The sequence below is a fragment of the Bartonella sp. DB5-6 genome, from assembly GCF_000278115.1.
Lineage (GTDB): Bacteria > Pseudomonadota > Alphaproteobacteria > Rhizobiales > Rhizobiaceae > Bartonella > Bartonella refiksaydamii.
This window is the reverse complement of the sequence record NZ_JH725125.1, coordinates 1-25,902: the sequence shown is the minus strand read 5'-3', so window position 1 is coordinate 25,902 and position 25,902 is coordinate 1. Positions and strand designations below refer to the sequence as shown.

Below are 25,902 nucleotides of genomic sequence, written 5' to 3'. Positions count from 1 at the left end.
AATTACATCTTAAAGTGAATATTTCCGTTCTCTAAAACGCGTTACGACCTTTTCAAGGAGTGTACGGCAGAAATCTTCTTGAGCAAAATTAACTTTAACGTCAAAAATAACAAGATTTTTTAAGTCTTTTTGCACACTCCTTGACTGTATACGTGCATAATCCTTAGCTGTCGTAGCTAGCCATAAATTTTGCATTTTAGCCCTTTGTGCGAGATTTTTTAAATCTGTATCAGTAAAAAAATAGTGATCTGGATAAGAGTAAGCTTGCACAACATGACCAGAGAGCTCTTTAATTGATTGAAAAAATTTGTCTGGATTACCAATACCTGCAAATGCCAAAAATGGCTTTCCTGCAACTTTATCAGATGCTAATGATTTAAGGTGAGCGTGATGTACAGGTTTTCCAGTATAAGTGACAAGAGAAGCAATTTTATCACGCGCATTCCAGTCACCAATCAATAAAACACTATCCATCAAAGAAAGCTGTGTTTTTAACGGTACACGCAAAGGTCCTGCTGGGAAAACAGCCCCATTCCCAAAACCACGCATCGTATCTACAACAAGCAATGAATAATCCATATAAAGACTGCGGCTTTGAAATCCGTCATCCATTAAAATCAAATCGCATCCTTTTTGCTTGAGCCTGTGTGCTGCCGCATAACGATCGGGTGATATAGCAACAAAAGTATGCTGTGCAAGTAAAAGTGCTTCATCTCCAACATCACGTGCATTGTCATGTTTTTCATTTACAAGATGCACCCCTTTAATCCTTCCACCATAACCACGTGAGACAACACCAGGTATGAAACCAAGCTCTTTAGCCATTTGGGCAAAAGCAATGACAACAGGAGTTTTACCCGCACCACCACATGTAAAATTGCCAATACACAAAACTGGAAGATTGATAACAGGAGACTGTCTTGTCATACGACAGTGTGAAAAATAACCATACCCCCAAGAAACTGGCGTTAACAAAAAACGCAAGAAGCTTTTGTATTTCCACCAAAAATGAGGTGTGCTAAATCTCATGTTTGCTCCGATACTGACTTAAACCTGTTTGTATTACAAGAGGTTGTAAAAATGGATCAAGAATTTTTAGTGTGCGCTCAAGCGCACCTGCCATACTTGTTGCTACTTCATAGGCTTTATCAACCATTTCTTGTCGCAATACTTCATTTGTTAAAAGCTTATATACTTGAATAGAAAGCTGTTTTGTATCTTGAATCATATATGCTGCATCACGCGTTAAAAATTGTTCAAACATCTCTTGAAAATTTGAGATATTAGGTCCTGTCAAAATAGCGGAACCAAGCAAAGCCAATTCCAATGGATTGTGTCCACCGTCTCCACATAACGACTTCCCAATGAAAGAAACTTTCGATAAGCGAAGGAAAAGTCCCATTTCTCCAATCGTATCGCCCCACAAAATGTCCGTATTTACATCTGGAACAGCATTATCGCTTCTACGAATAAAACGTAAACTCTTACTGTTACATTTTCTGATAAGATCTCCTAAACGTTCAGGATGACGGGGGACAATGATTGTCAATAAATCTGGCAAATAATTTTTAAGAATCCTATGTACCTCAAAAGCGATTTCCTCTTCTCCTTCATGAGTTGAAATAGCTGCCCAAACTGGGCGATTGCCAATAGCACTACGATAATACTTAAGTAATTCTTGATCTTCAACTGGCAAAACATCAGCCTTGAGATTACCAGAAAGCGCAACAGATTTTACTCCAAGAGCATGGTAATAAGCTACATCTCGTTCGTTTTGACCAATAGCTAAGTCAATATGCTTAAAAATATATCTTGCAAAAACACGTCGTTTTTGCCAAGCTTTAAAAGAACGCTCAGACATATGGGCATTAATCAAAATTTGTGGAATGCGCATTTTGGCAAGTTCTTTAATACGTAAAGGCCAAATTTCCGATTCACAAATCAATACTAAATCAGGCTTCCAATGACTAATAAAACGGTGTACTGCCAAATCTAAATCCAACGGAGCATATTGGTGAATTAACCGATTACCAAACAGCTTTTTCACAAGAGAAGAAGATGTTACAGTGCAGGTTGTCAATAATATATTGATTTTCGATGATAAAATATAATTAATAAGCGGGACAAGAGCAAGTGTCTCTCCAACACTAGCTGCATGTAACCAAATTAATGGGCTTTGAGGACGTGCTTTATGGCTTTTACCCAAACGCTCTTTTTGGCGACTCCGCTCTTCTTTTCCACGTAAAGCACGAATAAACAAATAAAAAGGTACAATAGGACGGAAGCAAAAACCAACCATTCGATAGATTAAAAGAGCTGTACATGCCTTTAGTTCCATCATTAAAACCACCTCATTCACCTATTTTGAGACGTTTGTGAGCTTTTTTATTAAACGATTTATCATTCTTGTTCATGATATCGATTTTTCTTTGAGCGAATAGCAAAATACTCCTCGTATTTTAGGCAACAAAACGCGCTTTATTCATGAGAATGATTTAAAAATCAGAATCACAATTTTATATCATGTTTTTTCAAGAATCTTTTTTCATGAAAGTGCATGTACACAAAGTAGATAGAACAGGTAAATAATTTGGCTAATAAAATAATCTCTTTTCTAATTTTGGGTGTTTGATATCCACAATTATAGTACCTTTTGTTAGGTTTAAGAGCATTTTTGGCGTTAAGAAGTTCTCATATCCATACTTGTGAACATAAGGTTTTTGGCTTTGTCTCTTTAAATCATAAACGAATTTAAGCCCTTATTTTTTTGCAAATGGTGTATTTATTTCTGAATGCCTCCCCCAAATATAGCAATAACTTTTTTTACTTTAAGAATGAAAAAAGGGTGCCATACTATGCTGTGCATGCAAAAAAAGTGATTAAGAAATAAATTATAAACGCTCTGTATTTTCATAACATTATCTAAACTTTTCAATTGCAGATTTGTCCAATAAACAAAATGTATACACTCCCCTCACATAAAAAATTATACAAGCTGTATGTTTATCAGTGAATATTGGCCATTTTGCCAAAAGCATTTTAAAACACACTACTCCTTTTTCTGAATTTTTTCACTCATCTTAAGTATAATCTAAAAAATTCAATTTTTTTCATTCGCATCACTCAAGAAAATAATGATCAGATATTTAAATTTTATTGCGTATCGCCCATTTCAGTGTCAAGAAGGCGATGCAAGTCTACGATGTAATAACGTTGTAATGCATTATCTACACTTTTTTGTGCTTTTGCTTGCCATGCTTCTTGAGCTGATTGATAATCTGGAAAGATACCAACCACATCTAAATCATTAATATTCTTAAACTGATTGCTATCAAGATTTTTTAATTCCCCACCAAATACAAGATGCAAATATTGCTTTTTTTCATTTATTTCAGTCATATGTGCCTCCATATCATTAAGAAATTTTAGCTTGTTTTTTATGTGATTAAACTAACTTTGCTTGACGAACAACATCTATCATATTTTGACAGCAATTATTTTTACCAGCAATTAAAAGCCCGTATTGATAAGGTTCAATTCCGTAAGATATAACAGGTGCATCAAACGGTAGAAAAGATCCTCCGCATTCTTGTAAAATAAGATCCGCAGCAGCAATATCCCATGCATGGCAATCCGGACGAATTAATACAATATCAATTTTGTCTTGAGCAACAAGAACAATACGATACGCAAGAGAGGGAATGTAGTGATAAAAACTGATTTGATTACGAAAATCTTCCGGTAATTTTTGAATTAGCGCTTTATCAAGTGAGGCTTTATATTTTCTATTGATCTGAGATGCTAAAAGAGGAAGCGCTATACCATTTAATGTTGCTCCCCCACCTTTAACAGCTGCATAAACGTCTCCTTGAGCTGGACATTGCACGACACCTACGATAGGACGCCCATTTTCAATAATAGCAACCGAAATACACCAATAGGTACTGCCAGAAAGAAAACCACGCGTTCCATCAATAGGATCAACCACAAAGTAACGTTCATAAACTCCTTGTTCTCGATCATCTTTTGTTTCTTCTGAAATCCATCCATAATTCGGGCGCTCTCTAAGAAGCTTTTCCTTCAAAAAATGATCAACCGCAAAATCTGCCTCACTGACTGGTGAATTACCTTCTTTAATCCAAACGTCCAATGCACATCCAAAATACTTCATTGCTAAACCTCCTGCTTCTCGACAAGCATCAAGCAAAAGTTTTAAATCAGAAGAATGGTGCGTTTTATTTTCCTGCAAGTGTCATCCCTTCAATTAATAAAGTTGGAGATGCTGTACCATAACGCCGGTCAATATCGTTCGCAGGTATTAAATGCGCCAACATATGGAGCAGATCAGAACCTAGTGTTACTTCGCTTACAGGGTAAGCAATTTCGCCATTTTCAATCCAAAAACCAGAAGCACCACGGCTGTACTGACCCGTAACAAAATCAATGCCATGCCCGAATAATTCTGTAACATAAAAACCATTTTGCAAATCTTTTATCATATCGCGAGGTGATACTAAACCTGGTTCAATAGCAAAATTGGTACTTGCTGGCTGGACCAATGATGCCGAGCGTACGCCATGACCATTGGTTTGAAAGCCTAATTCACGCGCTGAAGACGATGAAAGAAGCCAGTTTTTTAAAATACCATTTTCAATAATATTCAATGTTTGTCCCTCTACACCCTCTCCATCGAAAGGACGGGAAGCATTCCCACGCAATCGTAAAGGTTGGTCTGTCACATTAACATTCGGTTTCATTACCGCTTTTCCTAAGAAATTTTGTAAAAGACTTGTTTTGCGAGCTACAGATGCTCCATTCACCATAGATGCGATATGTCCAGCAATTCCGCGAGCTGTACGTGGATCAAAAATAACATCCACAACCCCTGTGGCAGCACGAACTGCTCCCAAACGTCGAACTGCTCCAACACCTGCATTCCTTCCTACAATTTCTGCCGCTTCCAAATCAGAAAAATGTAAGGCAGTTGTATAATCATAATCACGTTCCATTGTTGTATCCTCACCAGCAAGTGCACTGCAAGAACGTGAAAAACCACTGGAATGATAAGCTCCACAAAAACCATCGCTTGTCACCAAAACAAATCCACTATGACCATAAGATGTAGCGGCTCCACCAGAATTGCTCACTCCTTTAATATCAAGGGCTGCTGCTTCTATTTTTAAAGCATCTTCTGTGAGAAAACGACTGTTGGGAACAAAATCATCAAAAAGATCAAGATCTTTAGGATGTTTAACCAGATACTCTTTATCTGCTAAACCTTCAAATAAACTGTCAGGAGAAGCTTTTGCCATCGCAACGGCACGTTCTGCCAGTTTGTGTGGACAAGCTGCTAAATTAGCAGAAACACTTGCTACTTTCTTTCCAACAAAAACCCTTAATGTAAAATCATTGCTTTCTGAAGATTCTGTTGCTTCGACTTTTCCAAAACGAACCGATACACTGGTAGAATGCGTACGAACAACAACAGCATCAGCAGCATCTGCCCCAGAACGCTTTGCCGCTTCAACTAACGAAGTGGCTTTATCAATCTGGTTTTTGTCAGTCATCATAGACTCCCTCAAATATTCATTGTTTACCTAGATAAGTAATTTGGCAAATTTATAAAAAATGTAACTTTTATATGATTATCAATAAAAATTACGCATCATTCATGCACTTTTTTCTTTCAATAAATCAAATAATTTTTCTTTTTAAGTTCTTTTCGAAAAGACACAATATATTGTAAAGTTTCTTTGTCTTCAACTTTCTCAATTCGTTGCTTTTATATTTGTAAGCCAAGCATACATTGATAATCAAACCAATAACAGATTAGGAATAATGCTTGGCTTTAAATTCAAATCCTCGCGTGCTCCAATAACCGTAACATAACTTAAACCACACGTTTTTTATTCATGAGTGTGCAACAAATTTTGATGATTTCTCCTATAGCATTCTTTAATTTTCAACCAAGTATAAGCAAATACTTTCTCTGTATGGGAAACTTCTTTGCTTTTAGGAGCTCTCTTAATAATAGACACAATAATCTTTTGAAGAAAACAAACCATAAACAGAGTAAAAGATATCTTATTCGTTATGATTTTTCTGATATTAGCAGCCATAAATTTCTTTAATCCCGCTTTATAAAATCTTTAGTGCAGTATTGATTCCGTACGATGATTTTATCAGATTTAAATGAGTAATTAGAAAACGTTCTGCGGATAGTTGAATTGTAAAATACCAACTGCTCAAAGAGCTCATTCTAATGTAAGCGATAACTCCTACACCATCTGTTCTGAAAAAACATCAATTTTTTTGTGAATGAGTATAGCTAGAGAGTGGTTTTATTTTCAGTAAGAGCATGGTGGCTCATTTCAATCATTGCATCACGAAGATGCAACTTAATTTTTGATCCAATAATCATCCCAAATAAGGGAGAAAGTATGCCAGACATAGTTACTGTATGACGAATTTTATTGTGCGAAGAACCAGATTTTGTTGAACTAATATACTCATGATCAAAAATCATGCGCGTAAAAGGAAGTTTAGCATAATTAGAAAAACAAACGTTTTTTATAACCTTATCAAGTGTAAAGATCACTTTTGGTCCTTTTTTAGGTTTCATTTGTCCTACAGTTCCTGTTTTGAAAGCACCAAGAAGTTCTACCCACTCAAGTTCGTTGTCCCAACAAGGCCAAGTTGCCGCGTCTTCCCACATAGCCCAAATTTGCTCAGCACTTGCCTCTGTATTAATTTCTTCGCTGTGTGTCCATTTAAACATGAGGCCCTTCTCTTTATAAATCATTTACGTTTAAACGCACAAAAGGATAATGTCAAAGTTGTCATTTAAATACAGTAACGGTAATAAAATCAAATATATACATAAGTTATTTTTTCATCTATTTTAAACCATGCTTTAATCAACTGGAGACATTCAAGTTTTTTTAGACATTTGATCAGAAATAAAAAAAGTAACAAAAACAGTTGAATAATTAACTATCACGAACTCCCATAGCTTTGCGAATTCAGGTTGCATCGTAAGCTGTGATTTCAAAGAAATCTCGTTGTGCTAACATCCCCCAATAAAGGTTAATTAAAAATTCAAAACTTTGAACCTCTTTTAAAATAACAGAGTGTGCTTGTTTATTAAAAATAACATCTTTTCAGAAAGGTACAAAATTAGGTGCTTGCTCTACTTGATAAATGTGATCATCTTTAAATATACACTGAAGCTTTATTGTTTGAAGAACCTGCCCAGTGCCTATTTCTCTCCGTGGTCAGCAAATGAAAGCTTCATCTCCCTTAGATGTTTTTCGAAGTGGACCAGCTTTACCATGACAATCTTGAAGAAAGCTAAATTCTGCTACAAGGCGTGCGTGGGCTCGAGAAATTACGGCTATCCAATGTTTTATTTTTATTCACTTTGCACTAAGCAATATTTTCTACACTAATAAAATCTCTCTATTTTAAGTTATTCAATGATGAAGATGGATATGCTGCACCGCTGAAAATAGAGACGTAAACAGAGTATTAAATCTGTCAATTACTGATGAGCCCTTAATAATACATGGTAAAAAGAAATTTAATAAAAAAATCATAAAATTTATAATAGAAAGTGATCCTATCAATGAGAAAAGATCCTATAAACAGTTATTGAGTGAAAAGCAGACTTCGAGCTTATTAAAACCTCTTAAATAAATTATTTTTTAGTACATTGGTTTCTAAAAGAGATATATTTCATTGCTGCTTATCATCTAGCTCACAGTATAATATAATTGCTATATCTTTAAAACATAAGATATAGGAGGCTCGATGTGAGAATCAAAAATACACGAGGGAATAATTTTATTGAATGTGGTCGTAAGCCGTTGATGAAAAGATAAAATTTTTAGATTTTTTACTTCGTAACTTACACTAAGGAACTACTACAACCTATATGCGCGGGCAATTTGATGATATTACGCATAAAATCATGTAAGTAAGTCTAAATAACAACCTTCAAAATCTCTGTTGAAATAGTTTTTGAGAGATTACATCATAATTAAACAAGATTTGTTATTCCTTCATAATAAGGTGGATCTGCTAACAGTTTTATATGATACACAACAAGATTCAATTTTGTATCAAAAAATATTTAATCAAATAGTGGCTAAAGAGGTAAGTTTAAAATACTAAAGATGAACAACTTATTACTTATGTTTGATTTTTAAAGGTTAAAAGGGACCGTATGCCGGCAGAGCGGGCTTTATTAGCAAGGATCAAACTATATAAAGAAGCGCAAGGACTTATTGATGTCTATAGCTTTTTATGATTCAATAAAAAATTAAGTATTAAAGAAAAAATTTCAAATCAGAAATTAAAGGTGGACCAAAAAAGGTGGACGAGCAATGCCTGAAAAGGTGGACGAGAGGGGACGTTAAGTGAGGGCGATTCATCGGTTATCAGCATCATTCGTAAAGTCGTCTTTGCAGGGTAAATATTGTGACGGGGCAGGGCTATGGTTAAATGTTCGAAAAGACAATACACGTTCTTGGTTTTTTCGCTATACGCACCACCATAAGCGTCGTGAAATGGGACTTGGTCCTGTTACAAAACTCTCTTTAAAAGAGGCGCGCGAACTTGCTAGACATTATAGTGATATTCTCAAAGAAGGCAATGATCCTATTGTCTTTCGAGAACAAACTATTTTAAAACAGCAAAGCAATATCTTCCAAGAAATTGCAAAAGTGGCTTTTGAAAGCAAAAAAGCAGAGTTAAAGAATGAAGGCAAAAACGGCCGCTGGTTTTCTCCACTCCAGTTGCACGTTATTCCACACATAGGCAAATTACCTATAGAAAAATTAACAGCCAATATCATTCGCAATGTTCTCGCACCTCTTTGGCATGAAAAAGCAGACACAGCGCGAAAAGCACTTAACCGTATCAATATTTGCTTGAAATATGCTGCGGCTCTTGGTTTAAATGTTGATTTACAGGCTTGTATGAAAGCACGCGCTCTTTTAGGAAAACCACCTGCTACATCAATAAATATTCCTGCTATGCCATGGCAAGAAGTGCCGGTTTTTTATCAAAACTTAAAGGATGATATCCTTTCAAACTTAGCCCTGAAGTTACTCATTTTGACGGGAGCACGGTCATATCCATTGCGCTATTTTCGCCTTGAACAAATTGACAAAAATATATGGATGATACCAAAAGAAAACATGAAAGGTATTGTAGGGAAAGTTTCAGACTTTCGCGTGCCACTAAGTGATGAAGCTTTGAGAGTTATTGAAAAAAACTCTCCCCTTTGAAAAGGATGGTTTTCTCTTTTCTGGTCTTAAAGGCAAACCGATTTCAGATGCTACCATGGCAAAATATATGACACTTTGCGGTTTGACTTATCGTCCCCATGGTTTTCGTTCAAGCTTACGTGACTGGATAGCAGAGACAACGTCAACACCATTTGAAATTGCAGAATCTATTCTTGCGCATACAGTCGGGAATTCAGTGATAAAAGCCTACATGCGGACGGATTTTTTAGAACAGCGCCGTATCCTCTTAGAACAATGGGCGTCTTTTATATCAGGAGAGGCTTGATAATATGTCTATTGTCGAGTCAGGTATCTAAGAAATACTTAAGCGATTAGCGGATAGATGACGATATAATCTCTCTTTCCCCGCTTTTAAAGCGGGGAGGGGATAAAGCTTTCAGTTTTTGGTTAGCCACTATTTTAAATGGGTGAAGATATTGTCTATCGCATCAAAAAAATTAAACCTTTAATGTAGAAATAAATGCTTCATTCCTTAATTTTGCATCCTCCAATAAATCACACCACTCTATTATTTCAACGGAGCCTCGGAAATCACCTTGTAGAGGATTAGTTCTCCCTCGCCCATTAGCTGTTTTTTGCCATGTAGACGTTTGCGTTTTAAGTTCACCTTCTATATCAGCAATAATATAACAATAAAAAACACACTGCTCTGAAATCTTTATTTTCTTATTATCAAATGTTTTTATACGCTGTCCTTTAAGTTTATTGAGGTATTTGTTTATTTGATTCATGGGGGAGTAACCCGCTTTATATTTTTTCTGACCTAGTCTTTTAAACTCCACTAACATTAGCCTGTCCAAATCTGTATCAAGACGACCTTCAAGTCCTAGGGCATATAATTGATCATAACATAATAAATCAGCACGATCTTCTTCTGTACTATTCTTCACGATTTTTTTGATAGGCACGTCCGAAGCGAAGTATTTTGTAAATGTTAATCGTTCATCAATAATCCATAAATCATGCGTTAAATTTTCCTGAAATTCAGGATCATCTCCCCGAACACGCATTGGACAAATAAGCTTATGCAATGTTTTCTCTAGATGCGGTACTTCTTTACCATCAACATTTTTCTTAAATTCTATTATTAATTCTCCTAAAATATCAAGTATAACTTTACGACGTATAACATACTCTGCTAACTGTCTTGTTTCTTCATCTTTAACTTCTTTTGCAAGTTCAGAAACTTTTTGGGAAAAACTATTTGTATTGGCATTTCCCTCAGTAATTTCACGGTATATTTCTTCAATTCTCTTATTTTTCTTCTTTTCATTCCTAAGCTTATGAATAGCCAGTGTCTTAACAAAGTCTTCTGTATCCTTTGCAGATTTAGGAAGTTTTTTTAATAAGCTTTCATAACTGTCAAAGTGATAGGAAGGATGGGTTTTACAAAACTTTTTTAATTCGTCTAAACGTGCTCTTTCATATTCCTCATTTTTTGGAGCAAGAACGCTTTCTGTAATGTTGTTAGCGACGGTACGTAAAATATTTTTCAATATGCTATCTTTAAAAGAAAAATGCGTTCTTTCTTGATTAACCCTATCATCTAAATACTGACCACTTATGCAACCATGATACACCAGTCCTTGATTTCCAAATTTTCCAAAACCAATAAGGTTATCTACGCTTTCAGTCATAACAGTTCGATCATGTGCGAAAAGATGCAGATAGTGGTTTTTTCCTTTAAAGTTACAGTTAGCATCCGCCATACAAATAAAATTACGAATTTTTAATAAACCAAACTCTGCGGTTTCAAGTGTGATGTCTCCCCTATTGTCTACTAAATATTTTTTAACTTTCTGCGCTAAATCAACAGATATCTGATCATCACAAAAAGTTATTTTAGGAAGTTGTTCTAAAATTAAATCTAAAAAAAATGTGCTCCAATATGATCGATAATTGCTTCAGTTTTGCGTGGAAAATATTTTTGGTACGCTACATCTCTTAAACCGGTAAAAATAATTTCTGTTCCGGTTACTTCTTGATTAATAAGAGGTATTTTTGAATGATCAAGAATCTGATTTTCCTCTTCCAAACAAAATGTAAAGCTTCTCTGGTAAAGCTGATCTTCTTCAAGGAATATACTTTTAACTCGTATTTTCTTAAAGGCATCCAACCATAGCAGCCGCCCAACTCCTTTTCCTCCTTTTTCTAATTTAAAATTAGTATCTACAGTGCGAAAAGCTTGAAAGTGCTCATCATCCAATCCTACACCATTGTCTTTAACTATAATTTCAAGTGTTTCATTTTTATCTATATCTTTGATTTCTATATCTATGTTACCCGCGCTTTTGTAATCTTCTTGCTTAGAATCTTCAAGCGCGTGAATAGCGTTGCTTACCGCTTCAAAAACAGGCTGCAAAGCTTCCATTTCAGTGGACGGTTTAGGAAAACGACAAACTCTTCCAACAAGATTCTCTTTCATAGAAAACTTTTCAGTTTTATTCTTTTCTTGTTTTTGAACTGCGACGTTTTCCATAATTATTCCCACCTTTTTAGCCGATAATATTACGAAATATACCTATTAAACGCACGTATATTAGCAATTTGTTATTATTATAGAACAAATTTTTAATTCTTTGAGAACCACCATTTTAAATGTGCAAAAACATTCTCTCTTGTAGCCATGAGGCGTGCAAAATTAAGAAACCATTTGCTAAAGAATTTCGCGTGTCTCAGAGTATGTTTAGAGTCGGATATTTGGTTTTTGTGTAAAAATATTTCCTACAGCATCTATAAGACGTGAAAAATCAAGCGCTAATAAGAGTATAATGAGTACAATCCATTTTGTATAACGCGACATCACTTTTACACTGTCTTCAATGTCTTCACAATTGACAAACTGAAACAAAGTCATCCACAAATCATATAAAAAATCGATACTGCTATTCATTGCACACCTCCAAAGATTTGTTCTCTCAAACATGCCAATCCTTTTGGTGTAATTTTTGTTGAAGGCAGCACCTCATCTGTTCCATCCGGTCTTTGAATGGTGATAGCAGGACAATCCATAAGACCAAACAACCCATCAGAGCGCTTTAAGCCTTCAAGTGCTTGTGCTTTGGGTGTTAACTCGGCAATTACATGATCCTTCTGCTCGATTTGATTTTGTAGATGATTCAAAACACCAAGCAATTCCTCGGGTTTGGAGTAGTCAACTTGTGGGGTTGCTACTTGTTTCAAAAGCTGTTCACATTTGATAAAGTATTGACGTGCTTCTCTACCTTTCTTATTGTTCTCAAGCATAGAAAGCTCTTTTGCTACACTTAAGGTGAGGTGATAATCTTTACGATTGTGACCACCCCTGCCTTTGCTTCCCAAAATAGGGAAGCAAACAAAGTCTTGATTTTCTACCAAATTATATTTGTTGATACGTTCGGTAATCCAGTCCGCAAATTTTTTACCTACTTCTAAAAAACTATGCAATTCACGTGCATTTACTGTTTGAACAGTTTCCTGTCCAACAGTTTGTTCCGATATCGGAATAAGAGTGTTCATGTGAACTCCTATCGATTAGAGGTTTCTTATTGACATTCCAGAAGAATGCCGGGTGCTAAGAAACACGGTCGATAGTCCGTCGTTACGCTTTCCCCATAAAGAGTATTGTATAGCGTAACTACACCCGACAAACCTATTATATGCATGTAGCATATAATGAGTCAAAGTCTTTAATGTGCGGAGAAGAGATGGTGTCGGCAATCTATCCGCTATCGATTTAAGGTGTTTCTTAGGCACCTGATTCGAAAATACCCATTACTATAGAATTGTCAAGTAACAAAAATTACTTTTTGCTAAGAAAACGTTTCACATACTGTACAGTGTACAGTCAATTTGAAAATTCTGTCGCTAGCGATAGTTTGCGCTAGCCTGCCCCGCAACAGACCCAACCTGCTGGGAAGTACCTTTTGCATTGATTTTATTGAATTTTTTCTGAAAAACACCAAAGCACAAGTGATAATCTGCTTTTAAAATTAAAACCGCGGTGTATAGCACGTAGGCATAGTTTAAAAACATTATTTAGCTTTCTTGTTAGCAGCGTATTCATGACGAGCAAGTTGGTACTGTATGTTGGCAATTAATCTTTCATTGGCTTCTTTTACAATAGCACTTGCAATTTCTGGTTTGGACATCACTCCAGCAATTGATGGTCCCTCTTGTTTTGCAATAGGGAATTGATCTCCATCCGCTCTTTGAAACACATTGTTTCCCATCTTTAATGTAACACGCTTAGGAAATTTTCCCCCGCAAATAAAAGCATGGGGTAAGATTTCTTTTTTCCCCAACATTTTGTAGGTTACACCCTGTTTTGTTTCTTGTGCTTGAAAAAATTTAAGAGGTATCGGTGTTCCAGAACCAATGATATCTGTCTCAAGAAACTTTGCTGTAGCTTTTCCTTTAATATAAACGCCTTTTTTGACACGCTTTGGTTTGGCAGATGTAACATCGGCAATTTGTTTTTCTGCAAAGCGTTCTACTTGTTTTGCTGCGGTGTTTACAGCATTACGCAAAGCCCAATTAAGGCGTGGTGCTTGAAGACTGGTGAAGGTATCCTTCACCTGTTGAAGATACCATTTTTGGTGGATGATTAACTTCAACTTCTAAGCCTTTTTTGGGGTAGGTGTTGATGACTTAGAAACTTTAGATTCTTTTGGTTTTTCGAGTGGAATTTCCTCGGCTGCTGGTTCAGATGATGTTTGTACGGCTTCTTTTTCTATCTGCTTAATCTGTTCAACTGCCTTTTCAGGTTTTGTTGTTGTTTTAACGTCAACAAAAAGTTTTGCCGCATTGGCGCGTTTGAGACGTGCGTAGACTTGATTGGAAACTTCAACAAATGGAATATTTGCTGTCGATGGTTCAAAACGAATAGTTCTTTTATTGTCGCCAACCACACACATTGGCTTAGTGATGACAGCTTTCATAGTCACTCCTTTTGAGGCATAATTGAGGCATAATTAATGACATCACCTGTCAATTAATGATTTTTGCTATTTGAAAAATAGATTAGCCAGAATTAGCAAGAAAACAGGGCTTTCTAGCCACGTTTCAAGTTCACATTTTACTGAATTTTTAGGGGATGTTTTGAAATTTAGACACAATAAGACTAGCGCCGTATTGTCATTAAATACGACTTTTCACATACTGTCAACAGAAAAAATCATGATCTTGTGTTTTTTTTATTTTTTTACCTAAATATGGCATTTTAAAAGATGTCCTTTAGCACAACACTTATGTTGTATTGAAACATTTTAGATGTTTATTATTATAATGAATAGCCAAGAATTGAAAAGATATCTTATAAAGCATGGTTGTACTTTCACCTCAGGGAAAGATGGTCATTTGCTTGTAAAGCGTGGTTCTAAAAAATCTGTTTTACCTATGCATGGTACGCGAAAAGAATTAGGAACAGGATTAGTCCAGAAGATTCTTAAAGATCTTGACCTAAAATAAGCCTGAATATGGAGGTGTAAATGAAATATGCAATCAAATTTATCAAAGATGACAATGATACTCTTCTTGTTGTCTCCAAAGACTTTCAGGAATTTATTACCTACGGTAACGACGAAAAAGAAGCTTTGGAACACGCTAAAAACGCACTTTTAACAGTTATTATAGGGCGTTTTCAAGATCGTGAACCTATTCCCTTTGGACATCGTGATATTTCCTATCCTTTTGTTGAAGTATCTTCATTGGTGACTTTAAAAATTGCAATACATAACGCTATGATTGAAAAAAACTTACGCAAAGCTGATCTCGTACGTCTTTTAAAACTTCATCCAATACAAATTGACCGATTGTTGGATTTAAACCACTCAAGCAAATTAGATGCCTTAGAGTCTACTCTCATTGCTCTTGGAAAAGAGGTTGCCATTAATATCCAAGATGCCGCTTGAAAACTACCGGTTTTGCGTAAAATGCTTATGAAGCGCATTAAGAACAATACGCAATGAAAGCACAAGATGTGGTAGTGATTGATCTTCTATAACAAGATACTGTAATGCGGCATGAAGGTTATATTGACGGTGTAAACACTGCGCTTCTTAAACAACACCTTTTACAGCTACAAGATGTTCTGTTGCTATCTGTACCCATTTCTCTCTTGCTCTGTTATCAGAAGTTGTAGGCATTTCATCATAAATAGCGCTAGGCAAGGCTTTTGCACATAGGTAATTATTTTTCACTTCAAGGTATTTTTGTGCCGCATCATATTGGTCTTGATTAAGTTCGCCTTGCAAATAAAGCCACCCGATATAGGTACCGGAAAGCGGATTTTTAGCCTCTTCTATGGTCAAACCAAAGCGTTTGGCACGCATTTCAATTGCCAATTTACCATGGGTTCATGCGGTGTTTTTGCTCTTGAGATGCGTCCATTTGGTTCTCTGATACATCCTTTAATCCGAGGACGACCACGTTTTGCACGTTTTTTTCTTTTTGTCATATTTTTTTCAATCAGAATGGTATGCTATCATTATTAATGGGTGCACTATGATCAGCAGCCCCTGAAGCGATAGCATAATTTTGAGAAGTAATAGGTGAAGGGGTAGGGGATGCCGATTGCTCTTTTTTGGCATCAAGCAAATACAACTCGCCTTTAAATTGTGGTAAGACAATCTCTGTTGAGTAACGGTCATGCCCATTTTTATCTTGCCATTTACGTGTCTGTAATTTTCCTTCTATGTAAACTTTTGAACCTTTGTTTAGATATTGAAGTGCAATTTTTGCCAAATGTGGATTAAAAATCACAACGGAATGCCATTCTGTTTTCTCTACTTTTTGATTGTTTTTTTATCTGTATAGCTTTCAGACGTTGCTATACTAAAATTGACTATCTCGGCACCAGAAGTCATTGTTTTGCTTTCGGGATTAGCACCAAGGCGCCCGATTAACGTCACTTTATTTAGCATATTTGTAGCCCCATTAGATTAGCGATTTATACATGCAAAATCTTAGCATAATTTGCATATTTTTTAATTATTTCAGTAAATTAATAACAGTTTTTTAATGTATTACATTATAATATTATTTGACAAATTATTCATCAAAAAACCATGTCACACAAATGGCACGGCTTTCTTATTTCTGCTTTTAACTTTTCAATAAATATCCTTTCATTAAGAGTCTGTATCAAACTTTTTTGTTCGATTTATTGTTGGTTATCGAACCTTTTTGTGCGATATTCATTTTATGAAGAAAGGGGGAGGCTAAATGAAACGAAAAGCACTGCTTAGAGAATTACGTAAAGAAGCCAAAAAAAGAAGCATTCATTACAGTGAAGCTCCTGATGCAGGCAAAGGGTCACATTATTTGGTAACTTTTGGAGACAAGACAACCGTTATAAAATCTGGTGAATTGACCCCACTTTACGTGAAAATAATAAAAAAGTAGTTGGGGGCATGAGTTACTCTCTCAAAGACTTTTAATTTTTTGTTTCAAAAGCATTTCGATCATAGCGAGGAGACCTAAACATGGAATACACTTATCAAGCAAAACTAGAATCTGATCCAGATGGTGGTTTTATTGTAACCTTTCCAGATGTACCAGAAGCAATCACAGCTGGAGAAAATAGAGCTGAGGCATTAGAGAATGCTGTTGAAGCTTTAGGGTTAGCATTACGGAGCTATCCTATGCGTGGTTTGCCTTTACCAATGCCACAACAGTATAAAGACCTTGTAGAGGTTACGGTAGATGCGTGGAATGCTCTTAAACTTGCAGTGGTAGAAGCCTTTAATGAAGCGAATATTACAAAAACAGAATTGGCTCATCGTTTGGGTAAGAAAGAAACAGAAGCAAGACGCATTCTTGATCCAAACTATCCAACCAAACTTCAGACACTGGAGCAAGCACTGAGTGTTCTTGGCAAGCAGGTGGTCATCACAATTAAAGACGCGGCTTAACTACCTCCCCATTTTTAAAACGGGGAGGGGTTATGTTTCTAAAGCTAAGCAGCTTTTACAACAGATTTTGCTAAAACTTATTTGGCTTCTTCAATGAGTGTTTTATACTGCTTGCTTTCTTCTACCAACGTAAAGGCTTTAACAAGATGCATGTGGAGAGGTCCATAAATGTAAACAGCCTTTTTAGTTGGAGACATTTTATCCCAATCTTCTGGGAAATCAAAACGTGTATCACGGTCATAATCAACAGATTGGCTTTTTAGTTTTTTTCACATTCAATAAAGTAACGACGTGTCTACCGTCCTTTTTCATTGCGTTCAACCATGGAAAGCTCTTTCGCCATGTCTAAAGTGAGATGGTATTCTATTGCTGTAGCAGCTCTAGATTTTGCGCTTCTCAATTTTGAGAACCGCAAATCCTGTGTTTTTATGAAGTCTTTACCTTCTTCAAATGTATATTGATTAATACGATCTGTAATCCAAGTAGCGAAACGTTTTCCTATTTTCATGAATGCGTGTAGCTTACGCGCATTGACCGTTTGCACAATTTCTTGTTCAATAATTTTTTCTGATATTTTAATAAGAGTGTTCATTGTGAGCTCCTATCGATTAGAGGTTTTTTGTTGACATCCAAAGAGAGTGCCTAGCGCTAGAAAACACGGTCGATAGTCTGTCGCTATGTTTTTCCCAAAAGGGTATTTATGGCATAGCTACACCCGACAGAACTACTATATGCCACGCGCATATAATGAGTCAAAATTTTTAAATTTGCAGAGAAAAGATTGTGTCGTAATCTATCCGCTACCGATTTGAGGTGTTTTCTAGGCACCTAGTATCGAAGATATACATTACAGCAAGCGGCTTTCAATAATTTTTTATCTCTCTCTGTTGATCTCGTCTATAAGAGGCTCATAATTCAGAACGCTTTTCGGAACAGAAAAAGTGTTATATATAAAAAAACATAATAAAGTCAAGAGGTTATATGCAATCATTTTCTATGAAACCCCTTTGGAATCCACATTTTTATGCATGATTCATTTGACCATTTTTTATATAAGATTGCCATGTATGAATAGACCATAAAAAGCAAATCATGATGTAAATATTATAACGCATGTGTACATTCAAATGAAATGAAAAGCAGCTATCATTCATAACAGTTCATAAGTTTTATGGTACGTTTTTATCACTCACAAATCGCATTGTTAAAAACGCAATCGTTTGGAATTGTCGATAACATAAATTGTATAGGTTTAAAGATTGGATTGTTAATCACATGATAAAAACAAAATTAACAGTTTTCCAAATAGGGAAGCGCAAAATTTATATCTGTTATCACAACATCAGATCACCATCTTAAGAGGGGGATCGTTTAAAGCTGATATAAAGCTTATAGGTTTTAATTCATTAAAGACCGTAAAAGGTTTAAAAAGACAATATCGATTTTATAGGTTTTTCTAAAAATTTAGAAAACGGTAAGCAGGTAGTATAGATACAGTATCAACATAATGGATATAAAGCTATAGTTAACAGCAGCTTTTTAAATAAGCAGGTAAAATGTAAAATGATTATAGCTTCTCTAAATGAACGGACAGAGCCATAAATGAGATATTTTATTAAGAAGTGTTTGGAACCTATGTTTTATGACAATCGTAACCTAGTTATCATTTGCTCTTAAGAGTATTGCCCATTAGGAAACAGGCTATAGACCTAACAACTAAGCAAATCTTAAAAACCTTGCGTTTGATAAAGAGCTAATGTTTTTTGTCTTATGAGAGGTTCTTTTAAAATCTGCACTTGTACGCATAAAAGAACGGGTTTTGTACAGATCATTTCACGTGTTAATCAAGACGAATGCACTATGTGCATTAAAATATCAGAATGATTATTTTGAACTATTTTATTATGCACTTTATAGAAAGGTTTTGAAGGTACACCTCTCCTCAAAACCTATACTATGGGTTATATTTAAAGCTTGTAAGGCTAATAGAGATTGTTGTTAAAGCGTGTAAAATCTTAACATATTGAAATATAACGTTTTTATTTTTTACTGTTTTTTCTTTAAAATGGGAACCTTCAAAATTCAACTCCTATGGGGATAATAGTATTTCATATTTTTAAGAGTAAAGAGAGGTTTTGAGAGGGTGAAAGGGGTTTTAAAGTCTTTGCTTGATAGGGGAGGAGAAGCGTTTAGTGGTATAGATATGGGGAAAAGATTTTTTATACTTGAGTGAGAACAAGATATTGTGCTATTGGCAGTTGTCTTTAAATATAAGGCATGTATTCTTGTGATAAAAGTTTAGACGAGAATGGCTTATTAGTTTTGAATGGTCATTGCATTTTTATCTGGCTTTTTATTTGCTTTTAAAGCAATACTTACAGAATGCTGCAAAGTGGGGGGCAATCTGTATTGTTTTCTGTATTTTCACGCCGAAGTTCTCTTTTGAGAATATTTCTAGCTATATTTGGTATGTTTACTAGCATAACTGTTTATGCGCGGTCCTCAGCTATTTTTCATTCTCCAACAGATAATTTTGCACGTGAGCACACTGAGCAGCAAAGATTAAAAAGGATTGAGCATTTACGAGCTTTAACACCCAAAGGAATGGATACTTCTCTTGAAAGAGATAGAGGGGCGCATCTTGGTGGTGGACGTTGCTTCAACATTGATCATATTATTGTTGATGGGGTCCATCATATAAAGAAGTACACTATAGCAAAAGTTACGGATTCTTATGTTGGAAGATGTGTAGGTCTTTCTGATATACAGACATTGATCAAACAGTTAACCAAAGTTTATCTGGATCAAGGCTATGTGACGGCGCGTTTTTATATTCCAGACCAAGATATCAAAAGTGGTAAAGAGCTGAGGTTAGTTGTTGTTGAGGGAAAGCTTTCAGATATTTACTATAATGGTTCACCGGCGTCTCGTTATAATCAGATTGTGTGGAATGCTTTTCCAGGGCTTAAAGGTCATGTTCTTAATATGCGCGATATTGAACAGGGACTTGACCAGATAAACAGGTTGGCTTCGGCGCATGCCCAAAGTGAACTCCTCCCAGGGGGTGAAGATGGCAGTACCATTGTTAATATTAGCAATCATCCTGATAAGGCTTTTAGGGTTACGCTTACACATGACAATATGGGGCAAGCCTCCACGGGTTATGCGCGTTATAGTGGGGGTTTAAAACTAGAGAATATTTTAGGGCTGAATGATTTATGGGATTTTGGCTATCAACGCAGTGAGCAAGATTATTGGGGTGGAAGCAAACAAGAGGGACATAGCAATAATATTTCTGCGAGTGTGAGTATTCCTTACGGTTATTGGACATTTGCGTTAAATGGCACTGTTTATGATTATCAGAGCGTTATTAAGGGTAACTTTACAGATATAGAAACGACAGGCAGTTCCAGTGAATTGCATGCTAGCACCAGCAGAGTTGTGCACCGTGATAGTGTTTCACTCACCACGCTGAATTTTGGTCTTTCCTATAAAAAGACCAACAATTACCTTCTTGGTAATAAGATAGAGGTTGGCAGTCGTCGATATAGCGTTGCCAATTTTGGGATTTCGCATTCCCGCCAGATGCTAGATGGAACATGGACATTTGATGTCGGCTATTTGCAAGGGCTTCCCTTGTTTAATTCTGTCAAGAAGTATGATCCAGGGGCAGGGGATGCGGAGCCGCAATTTGCTAAATTTACCGGTACGATCAGTGCCATGACGCCTTTTAAATTAGGGGGCTTGGACTTTATACTGAGCAATCTTTTGAGTGGGCAATATTCTCCACATAATTTATTGGGTGCTGAGCAGATTTCGTTGGGCGGCGCTTCTAATGTGCGTGGAACGCGCGAGAGTTTGCTTTTTGGCAATAACGGTTTTTTTATTCGTAATGATTTGTCTTTGCGTGCAATACCGTGGAGCAACAACGCTTCTCTGAAAAAAGTTTTTGGTGAACTACGTCCCTTTTTGGGTTTGGACTATGGGCGTGTTTTTTCTCAACCCTTGTATGGAATTACGCATGAACAGCTTGCCGGTTGGACAGCAGGGTTCAAGCTTGCGGGGGGTATAGTCTCCCTTGATGCAAGCTATTCCAGTGTTTTGTGGAGCACAGTTAAACACAAGAAGCCAGGAACATTTTTTATGACATTAACAATGGATCTTTAAGCATATTATTGGGGAGTACAAGCATGAGATATGAGAAGAGAGCAAAAAGAGCAAGATGGTTTGAAGTTTTAGTCTCCAGTACGATGCTCAAAAAGGTTTTGCTAGGTGGGATTGGTTTACCTTTTCTTCTACAACCAGCAACGCTACAGGCGCAAATTGCTGTTGACCCTAACGCAGGTTCTGCTCATCGTCCGGATATTGTGGCAGCACCCAATGGAGTTCCCTCGATTGATATTGTTACACCAAATGGTAAAGGCTTATCGCACAATAAATATTACGATTTCAATATTGGAAATCCAGGCGTCATTTTAAACAATCATGCGCAAGAAGTAGGGCAATCGCAGTTGGGGGGCATTATGCCGGGTAATCCGCATTTGCGCTCTTCTGGTTCAGCAAAAGTGATTTTAAATGAAGTGACCAGTGGCAACCGTAGTGCTCTTCATGGTCCAGCGGAGGTTTTTGGTCGCCAAGCCGATGTGATTATAGCCAATCCCAACGGCATTGGCTGTGATGGTTGTGGCTTTATCAATACGCCACATGCGACCTTAACCACGGGTGTACCAGAAATTGATGGGCGTGGTTTTCTGAAAGGTTTTGAGGTGAGAGGTGGGGATATCACCTTTGGACCCCAAGGTGCGAATTTTTTCTCAGGCCAAGGTTCTGTTGATATTGTCGATATTGTTTCCCGCACAGTGCATTTTGAAGGAGCTGTTGCGGGCAGGGAGATTGGAGTGACAGCAGGCACGGGTCACTTTGATTACGCTTCGCGTCAAATGAAGGAACTGACCGATATTACTGGCAAACCGGAATATGCGATAGATGGTTCTGCGTTAGGTGCTCTACAAGCAGATAGAATAAAACTTGTAGCGACAGAAAAAGGCGTTGGGGTTCGCATGCGCCATGATATGGCGGCAAATACGGGGCAGTTGCGCCTTTCTGCTGACGGGAAAATCTCGTTGAAGAATGTTTTTGGTCATGATGGTGTTGTTCTTCAATCCAAAAGCGATACCCTTTATGCAAAGCACATCACATCGAAAAAACATGTTGAGATTGCAGCAAAAAAAGATGTTACGTTAGAGACGGTTGGCGCGGATGGTCATTTGAGCGTAGATGCACAGGATGGACTTTTATCGATTTCCGGAAAAGCCACCTCGGGGGGCAAAATGGAGCTTTCTTCGCGCCATGCTCTCCACGTTTCAGGGCTTGGCGCTGGCGCTGATGTGACACTTAAAACAGATGGAGCTCTTACGATTGATGAGACTGTTTTAGCTGGGGGCAATTTAAGGGCGCATGCCGGTGGTGATATACAAGCCCATTTTTTAGCTGGTGGGGTTGATATGGCAGCAACACAAGCTGCGGGTAGCCTTGTTTTGGGCAGCCAAGGAGATGTCGATCTCCAAAGTGCGGGCGGGATCATTAATGCCACAAATATTTATGGAGCAGGAAATGTCACACTTGTTGCATATCATGGGCTTTCTGTTTCTCAAACGATCCTATCGCATCACAATGTTGCCGTTCATGTTGAACCTCATGCTGGCATTCATTTTGGGCAAGTTTTAGCCTATGGCAGAGCAGACATTTATGGTGGGGCGGTAGAATTTTCTGCCATGATGACGGGTGATGATGCCGTTTTAAAGGTGGGGAGCCTTGATGCAGGCACCCTCATGACAGGTTTAGATTTTGTTCACTCTCAGGTGAGCCCTTCGAACCCTACAGGTGATTTTGTTTTTCATGACAAAGGTTCCCTTTCTCTCACGGCACAAAGGGGTGTAAAGGTTGGACATATTATCAGTGGTGGCAATATTGATATTCTTGCTGGCAACGACATTTATTATGATCAGGTCATTGGCTATGGCACAGCCACATTGACCTCGGTATCAGGAGGGATCAGTGTTGAGAATGTGCTGTCTGCTAAGGGGGATGTGAGATTGACAGCCAACACTCTCGATTTGAGCAATGATCGTTCTCATATTTACACACCGCAAACGCTGTATTTAACTGCGGATCATATTTATGTCTCGGGCAGCACGCTGATTTATGGTGGTTTAGATTTTCAAAGCACCAATGTTCTTGATATTCACCATGCACGGCTACAAGCCATTACCGATGAAGGCGGGACTGGAGATATTCTCTTTGTTGCTCCAGGCGTTATGGTGGATGAGGTCACATCGGTTTTAGCGGCACGAGATTTTGTCATCAAAACAGGGAAGCTTGAAAATAGCGGACAATTGGCAGCAGGTCATGATTTAGTCTTTAGCGTGAGGGGTGATGCGAGGAACAGCAAAACAGGTTTAATTTATGTGAAGGGCAATGGTGCTTTACAAGTTGATGGAGCTTTGTTGAATGATTTTGGCGCCATTTTAGCAGAGGGTGATTTATCTTTCACCAATGTGGCTGGTACAGGGAAAAGCCTTTCCCTTGTCAACAAAGCAGGCTTTATTCAAGCAGGCGGAAACTTAAATATCCAAACCAACAGTCTGAAAAACGAAGCCGATAGCACACCTGTCATCACGGAAAAAACTGAAGAAGAAGTCATCGCATTCGAACAACCAGACAAATATAATTTTCTCGATGGTAGGCCTTTATATCATGATATGGGCTGGGATCGTTGGGGAAAAGGAAAGCTTTCTAAGAGAAAGCATGGGGTGGAAGGTCCAAAACACTTTATATTTGAGCAACAACTTTGGAATAACAAAGAAGGAACCTATGGCACGGCAACTTTGAAAGATGGAACAGTCTATAAGTCATTCACTTGGAAACATAATGCTCGAAAAGGAGACATAGAAGAGTTTGTGTGGAATGGTGATAGGTGGGGAGGATGGTTTGGGAATAGTAACTGGTCACACATGATCGAAGAGACCGTCACGCAGGCGTTTTTGTATAAGCCTACTGTTCAGGGGATGATACAATCTCGTGGCAATCTCATTATTAACGCTGATAACATTGACAACCATTATAGTCTTATAAAAGCGGGAGGGAATGCGGATATCCACGCTGATGTGCTGACCAATTTAGGGGCAACAATTTATAAAAACACCTATATGGGCTGTAACGCAAACACGGATAATTGTTATGGCTATAAAGCTGATGGAAGCCGCGATGTTTCCTTAGATATAGCCAATGGCACGTTTCGCCAGATTGGTTCAGAAGCTCTTGATGCAGTTCCTGGTCTTGTTCAAGCGGGTGGCACTTTGAATCTGGTGGTTGATCAACTCAACAACAAGGCAGCAGAAGGTTCGATTACAGGAGATGCGCATTTTGAAGCAAAAGCCGTTGGGGGCAATCCGCTGGATGCACTGAGTGGTTTGACTGGGGTTGGTGCTCTCTTTACACCAAAAGTGGATCTCAATAATGCAGGAGAACTTTCTGAGGGGCTTCCTTTGCCAAAGCCTCAATCGGGTGGTGTTGGTGGCAGTTTGCCCAACCAGAATTTCATTTATGAAACGCGGGCAGAATTCCTCGATGTTGGCAAATTTTATGGCTCAGCCTATTATTTAAACAGAATAGGTTACAATCCTGACAGAGAGATTTTTTTCCTAGGGGATGCTTATTTCGAAAAGCAACTGATTGAAAAACAAATGCGTGATCTTGTTGGTCAAGGTTTGGGCAAGGGTTCCTTTATTCCTGGAAGTGATGCCATTGAACAAGTCAAAAACTTGCTGGATGGTGGGGCAGAATATGCAAAAACACACAATCTCCCCTTTGGAGAGGCTTTAACAGAAGAACAATTGGCTTCTCTAGAAGCCCCGATGGTGATTTATGTACGCCAAAGCGTAAAGGGCATGGATGTTTATGTGCCTGTGCTTTACATTCCAGAAAAGGAGAGAGCTTCCTTTGTTTCTGCTGGTGCTTTGATCATGGGGGATGATGTCAATATCACCAGCCAAAATACCAGCAATTCCACGATAACCAATTCAGGGCGGATAAATGCTTCACAGCAATTGCATGTGCATGGTGGGGATATCCTCGGTCAAGGAGGGCATTTTGCTGCTGGTGGTGATGCTGTTATGGTTGCGGAGAACAACATCCGCTTGGATGCAGGGCGCACAAATGTTGAAGGTGTGAAAACCGTTTTAAACACCGATGCGCTTTCTACTGGTGGCAATGCAACTGTTATAGCCAAACAAGATCTCACAGCCTCAGGGGTAAAGATCACCACAGGGGGTGATCTTGCCATGGCCACAGAGCAGGGCAATTTGACGATAGGCGCAGCACAAACGCATCACCACAGCGAGCATAGTGATGCCACCATGCACCATAAATCGGAAGTACACTCTGGTGGCTCGACGGCACTTGTCTCTGGAAAGGATCTCAATGTTCTAGGCTCTGATGTTCAAACAAAGGATAATCTTCTCTTAAAAGCTGAAGGCAATGTTTCGATTGATGCCACCCGCAACAGCATGGACAATCATACGCAGGATGGGCAAACCTCCCATGTTACCTTACACAATGGCTCTCATTTAGGTTCTGGAAAAGACACGACTGTTCTCTCTGGTCAAGATATCCATATTGCTGCTTCTGCTATAGACGCT

At 37.7% G+C, this 25,902-nt stretch carries 18 protein-coding genes and 4 pseudogenes; 7 read left to right on the top strand and 15 right to left on the bottom strand.

Annotated features, from left to right (window positions below):
* Nucleotides 1-9: 9 nt before the first annotated feature.
* From lpxK to MCO_RS09070, 6 genes are all read right to left on the bottom strand, one after another.
* Entirely contained in the window at nt 10-1,029 is a 1,020-nt protein-coding gene (gene lpxK / locus MCO_RS09100; protein ID WP_007554078.1) for a tetraacyldisaccharide 4'-kinase, read from the bottom strand.
* A complete protein-coding gene (gene waaA, locus MCO_RS09095) occupies nt 1,019-2,341 on the bottom strand; it encodes a lipid IV(A) 3-deoxy-D-manno-octulosonic acid transferase (RefSeq protein WP_007554075.1) in 1,323 nt (440 codons plus the stop codon). The genes lpxK and waaA overlap by 11 nt, the downstream gene beginning before the upstream one ends.
* Before the next feature lie 812 nt (nt 2,342-3,153).
* Entirely contained in the window at nt 3,154-3,399 is a 246-nt protein-coding gene (locus MCO_RS09090) for a DUF4170 domain-containing protein (protein ID WP_007554073.1), read from the bottom strand.
* A 46-nt stretch (nt 3,400-3,445) separates the two neighbouring features.
* Complete coding sequence (locus MCO_RS09085; RefSeq protein ID WP_040299167.1) at nt 3,446-4,249, bottom strand: 3'(2'),5'-bisphosphate nucleotidase CysQ; 804 nt, start codon at nt 4,247-4,249, stop codon at nt 3,446-3,448.
* Nucleotides 4,236-5,567 (bottom strand): TldD/PmbA family protein, encoded by a 1,332-nt coding sequence (locus tag MCO_RS09080; RefSeq protein ID WP_007554069.1) that lies wholly within the window; start codon nt 5,565-5,567, stop codon nt 4,236-4,238. Before MCO_RS09080 ends, MCO_RS09085 begins: the two co-directional genes overlap by 14 nt.
* Before the next feature lie 761 nt (nt 5,568-6,328).
* On the bottom strand, nt 6,329-6,778 hold the full coding sequence (locus MCO_RS09070; protein WP_007554067.1) for a hypothetical protein: 450 nt from the start codon (nt 6,776-6,778) through the stop codon (nt 6,329-6,331).
* Nucleotides 6,779-8,417: 1,639 nt separating this feature from the next.
* Here MCO_RS09070 and MCO_RS09065 point away from each other — a divergent pair.
* Nucleotides 8,418-9,576: pseudogene (locus MCO_RS09065) on the top strand (tyrosine-type recombinase/integrase).
* A gap of 172 nt (nt 9,577-9,748) precedes the next feature.
* On the opposite strand, the gene MCO_RS11415 reads toward MCO_RS09065, so the two are convergent.
* The 6 genes from MCO_RS11415 to MCO_RS09040 all read right to left on the bottom strand — a co-directional run bounded on the left by MCO_RS11415 (nt 9,749) and on the right by MCO_RS09040 (nt 14,230).
* Nucleotides 9,749-10,948, bottom strand: coding sequence for a hypothetical protein (locus MCO_RS11415; RefSeq protein WP_245256869.1), 1,200 nt, complete (start codon nt 10,946-10,948; stop codon nt 9,749-9,751).
* 230 nt (nt 10,949-11,178) lie between these two features.
* Nucleotides 11,179-11,790, bottom strand: a complete 612-nt coding sequence (locus MCO_RS11410; protein ID WP_007554063.1) for an ATP-binding protein — start codon at nt 11,788-11,790, stop codon at nt 11,179-11,181.
* Between the two features lie 207 nt (nt 11,791-11,997).
* Nucleotides 11,998-12,204 (bottom strand): hypothetical protein, encoded by a 207-nt coding sequence (locus tag MCO_RS09895; protein WP_007554061.1) that lies wholly within the window; start codon nt 12,202-12,204, stop codon nt 11,998-12,000.
* Entirely contained in the window at nt 12,201-12,809 is a 609-nt protein-coding gene (locus MCO_RS09050; protein WP_007554058.1) for a phage antirepressor Ant, read from the bottom strand. The genes MCO_RS09895 and MCO_RS09050 overlap by 4 nt, the downstream gene beginning before the upstream one ends.
* Nucleotides 12,810-13,324: 515 nt before the next feature.
* Nucleotides 13,325-13,906, bottom strand: coding sequence for a hypothetical protein (locus MCO_RS09045; RefSeq protein WP_196794042.1), 582 nt, complete (start codon nt 13,904-13,906; stop codon nt 13,325-13,327).
* 3 nt (nt 13,907-13,909) lie between these two features.
* Nucleotides 13,910-14,230: a hypothetical protein gene (locus MCO_RS09040; protein WP_007553723.1), complete on the bottom strand. Its 321-nt coding sequence runs from the start codon at nt 14,228-14,230 to the stop codon at nt 13,910-13,912.
* Between the two features lie 346 nt (nt 14,231-14,576).
* Between MCO_RS09040 and MCO_RS09035 the strand changes: the two genes are divergently transcribed.
* Together MCO_RS09035 and MCO_RS09030 are read left to right on the top strand one after the other, a co-directional pair.
* Nucleotides 14,577-14,759 carry a type II toxin-antitoxin system HicA family toxin gene (locus MCO_RS09035; protein ID WP_040299173.1) on the top strand — a complete coding sequence of 61 codons (183 nt, stop codon included), beginning with the start codon at nt 14,577-14,579 and terminating at the stop codon, nt 14,757-14,759.
* Nucleotides 14,760-14,779: 20 nt separating this feature from the next.
* The gene (locus tag MCO_RS09030) at nt 14,780-15,202 is read left to right on the top strand and encodes a type II toxin-antitoxin system HicB family antitoxin (protein WP_007554050.1); all 423 of its coding nucleotides are present in this window, start codon (nt 14,780-14,782) and stop codon (nt 15,200-15,202) included.
* A 3-nt stretch (nt 15,203-15,205) separates the two neighbouring features.
* Here MCO_RS09030 and MCO_RS10915 read toward each other — a convergent pair.
* Nucleotides 15,206-15,747, bottom strand: a pseudogene (locus MCO_RS10915) (hypothetical protein).
* An 11-nt stretch (nt 15,748-15,758) separates the two neighbouring features.
* Nucleotides 15,759-16,213: pseudogene (ssb, locus tag MCO_RS10680) on the bottom strand (single-stranded DNA-binding protein).
* Nucleotides 16,214-16,514: 301 nt separating this feature from the next.
* Between ssb and MCO_RS09015 the strand changes: the two are divergent.
* Nucleotides 16,515-16,694: a hypothetical protein gene (locus tag MCO_RS09015; RefSeq protein WP_007554043.1), complete on the top strand. Its 180-nt coding sequence runs from the start codon at nt 16,515-16,517 to the stop codon at nt 16,692-16,694.
* Between the two features lie 80 nt (nt 16,695-16,774).
* Nucleotides 16,775-17,203, top strand: coding sequence for a type II toxin-antitoxin system HicB family antitoxin (locus MCO_RS09010; protein ID WP_007554041.1), 429 nt, complete (start codon nt 16,775-16,777; stop codon nt 17,201-17,203).
* Between the two features lie 77 nt (nt 17,204-17,280).
* Here the strand turns inward: MCO_RS09010 and MCO_RS09005 are convergent.
* Nucleotides 17,281-17,795 (bottom strand): annotated as a pseudogene (locus MCO_RS09005) (antA/AntB antirepressor family protein).
* A gap of 1,790 nt (nt 17,796-19,585) precedes the next feature.
* Between MCO_RS09005 and MCO_RS09000 the strand changes: the two are divergent.
* Both MCO_RS09000 and MCO_RS08995 read left to right on the top strand, forming a co-directional pair.
* Nucleotides 19,586-21,370, top strand: a complete 1,785-nt coding sequence (locus tag MCO_RS09000; protein ID WP_007553006.1) for a ShlB/FhaC/HecB family hemolysin secretion/activation protein — start codon at nt 19,586-19,588, stop codon at nt 21,368-21,370.
* A gap of 23 nt (nt 21,371-21,393) precedes the next feature.
* The coding region (locus MCO_RS08995; protein ID WP_007554036.1) for a filamentous hemagglutinin N-terminal domain-containing protein at nt 21,394-25,902 on the top strand (4,509 nt) is incomplete at its 3' end.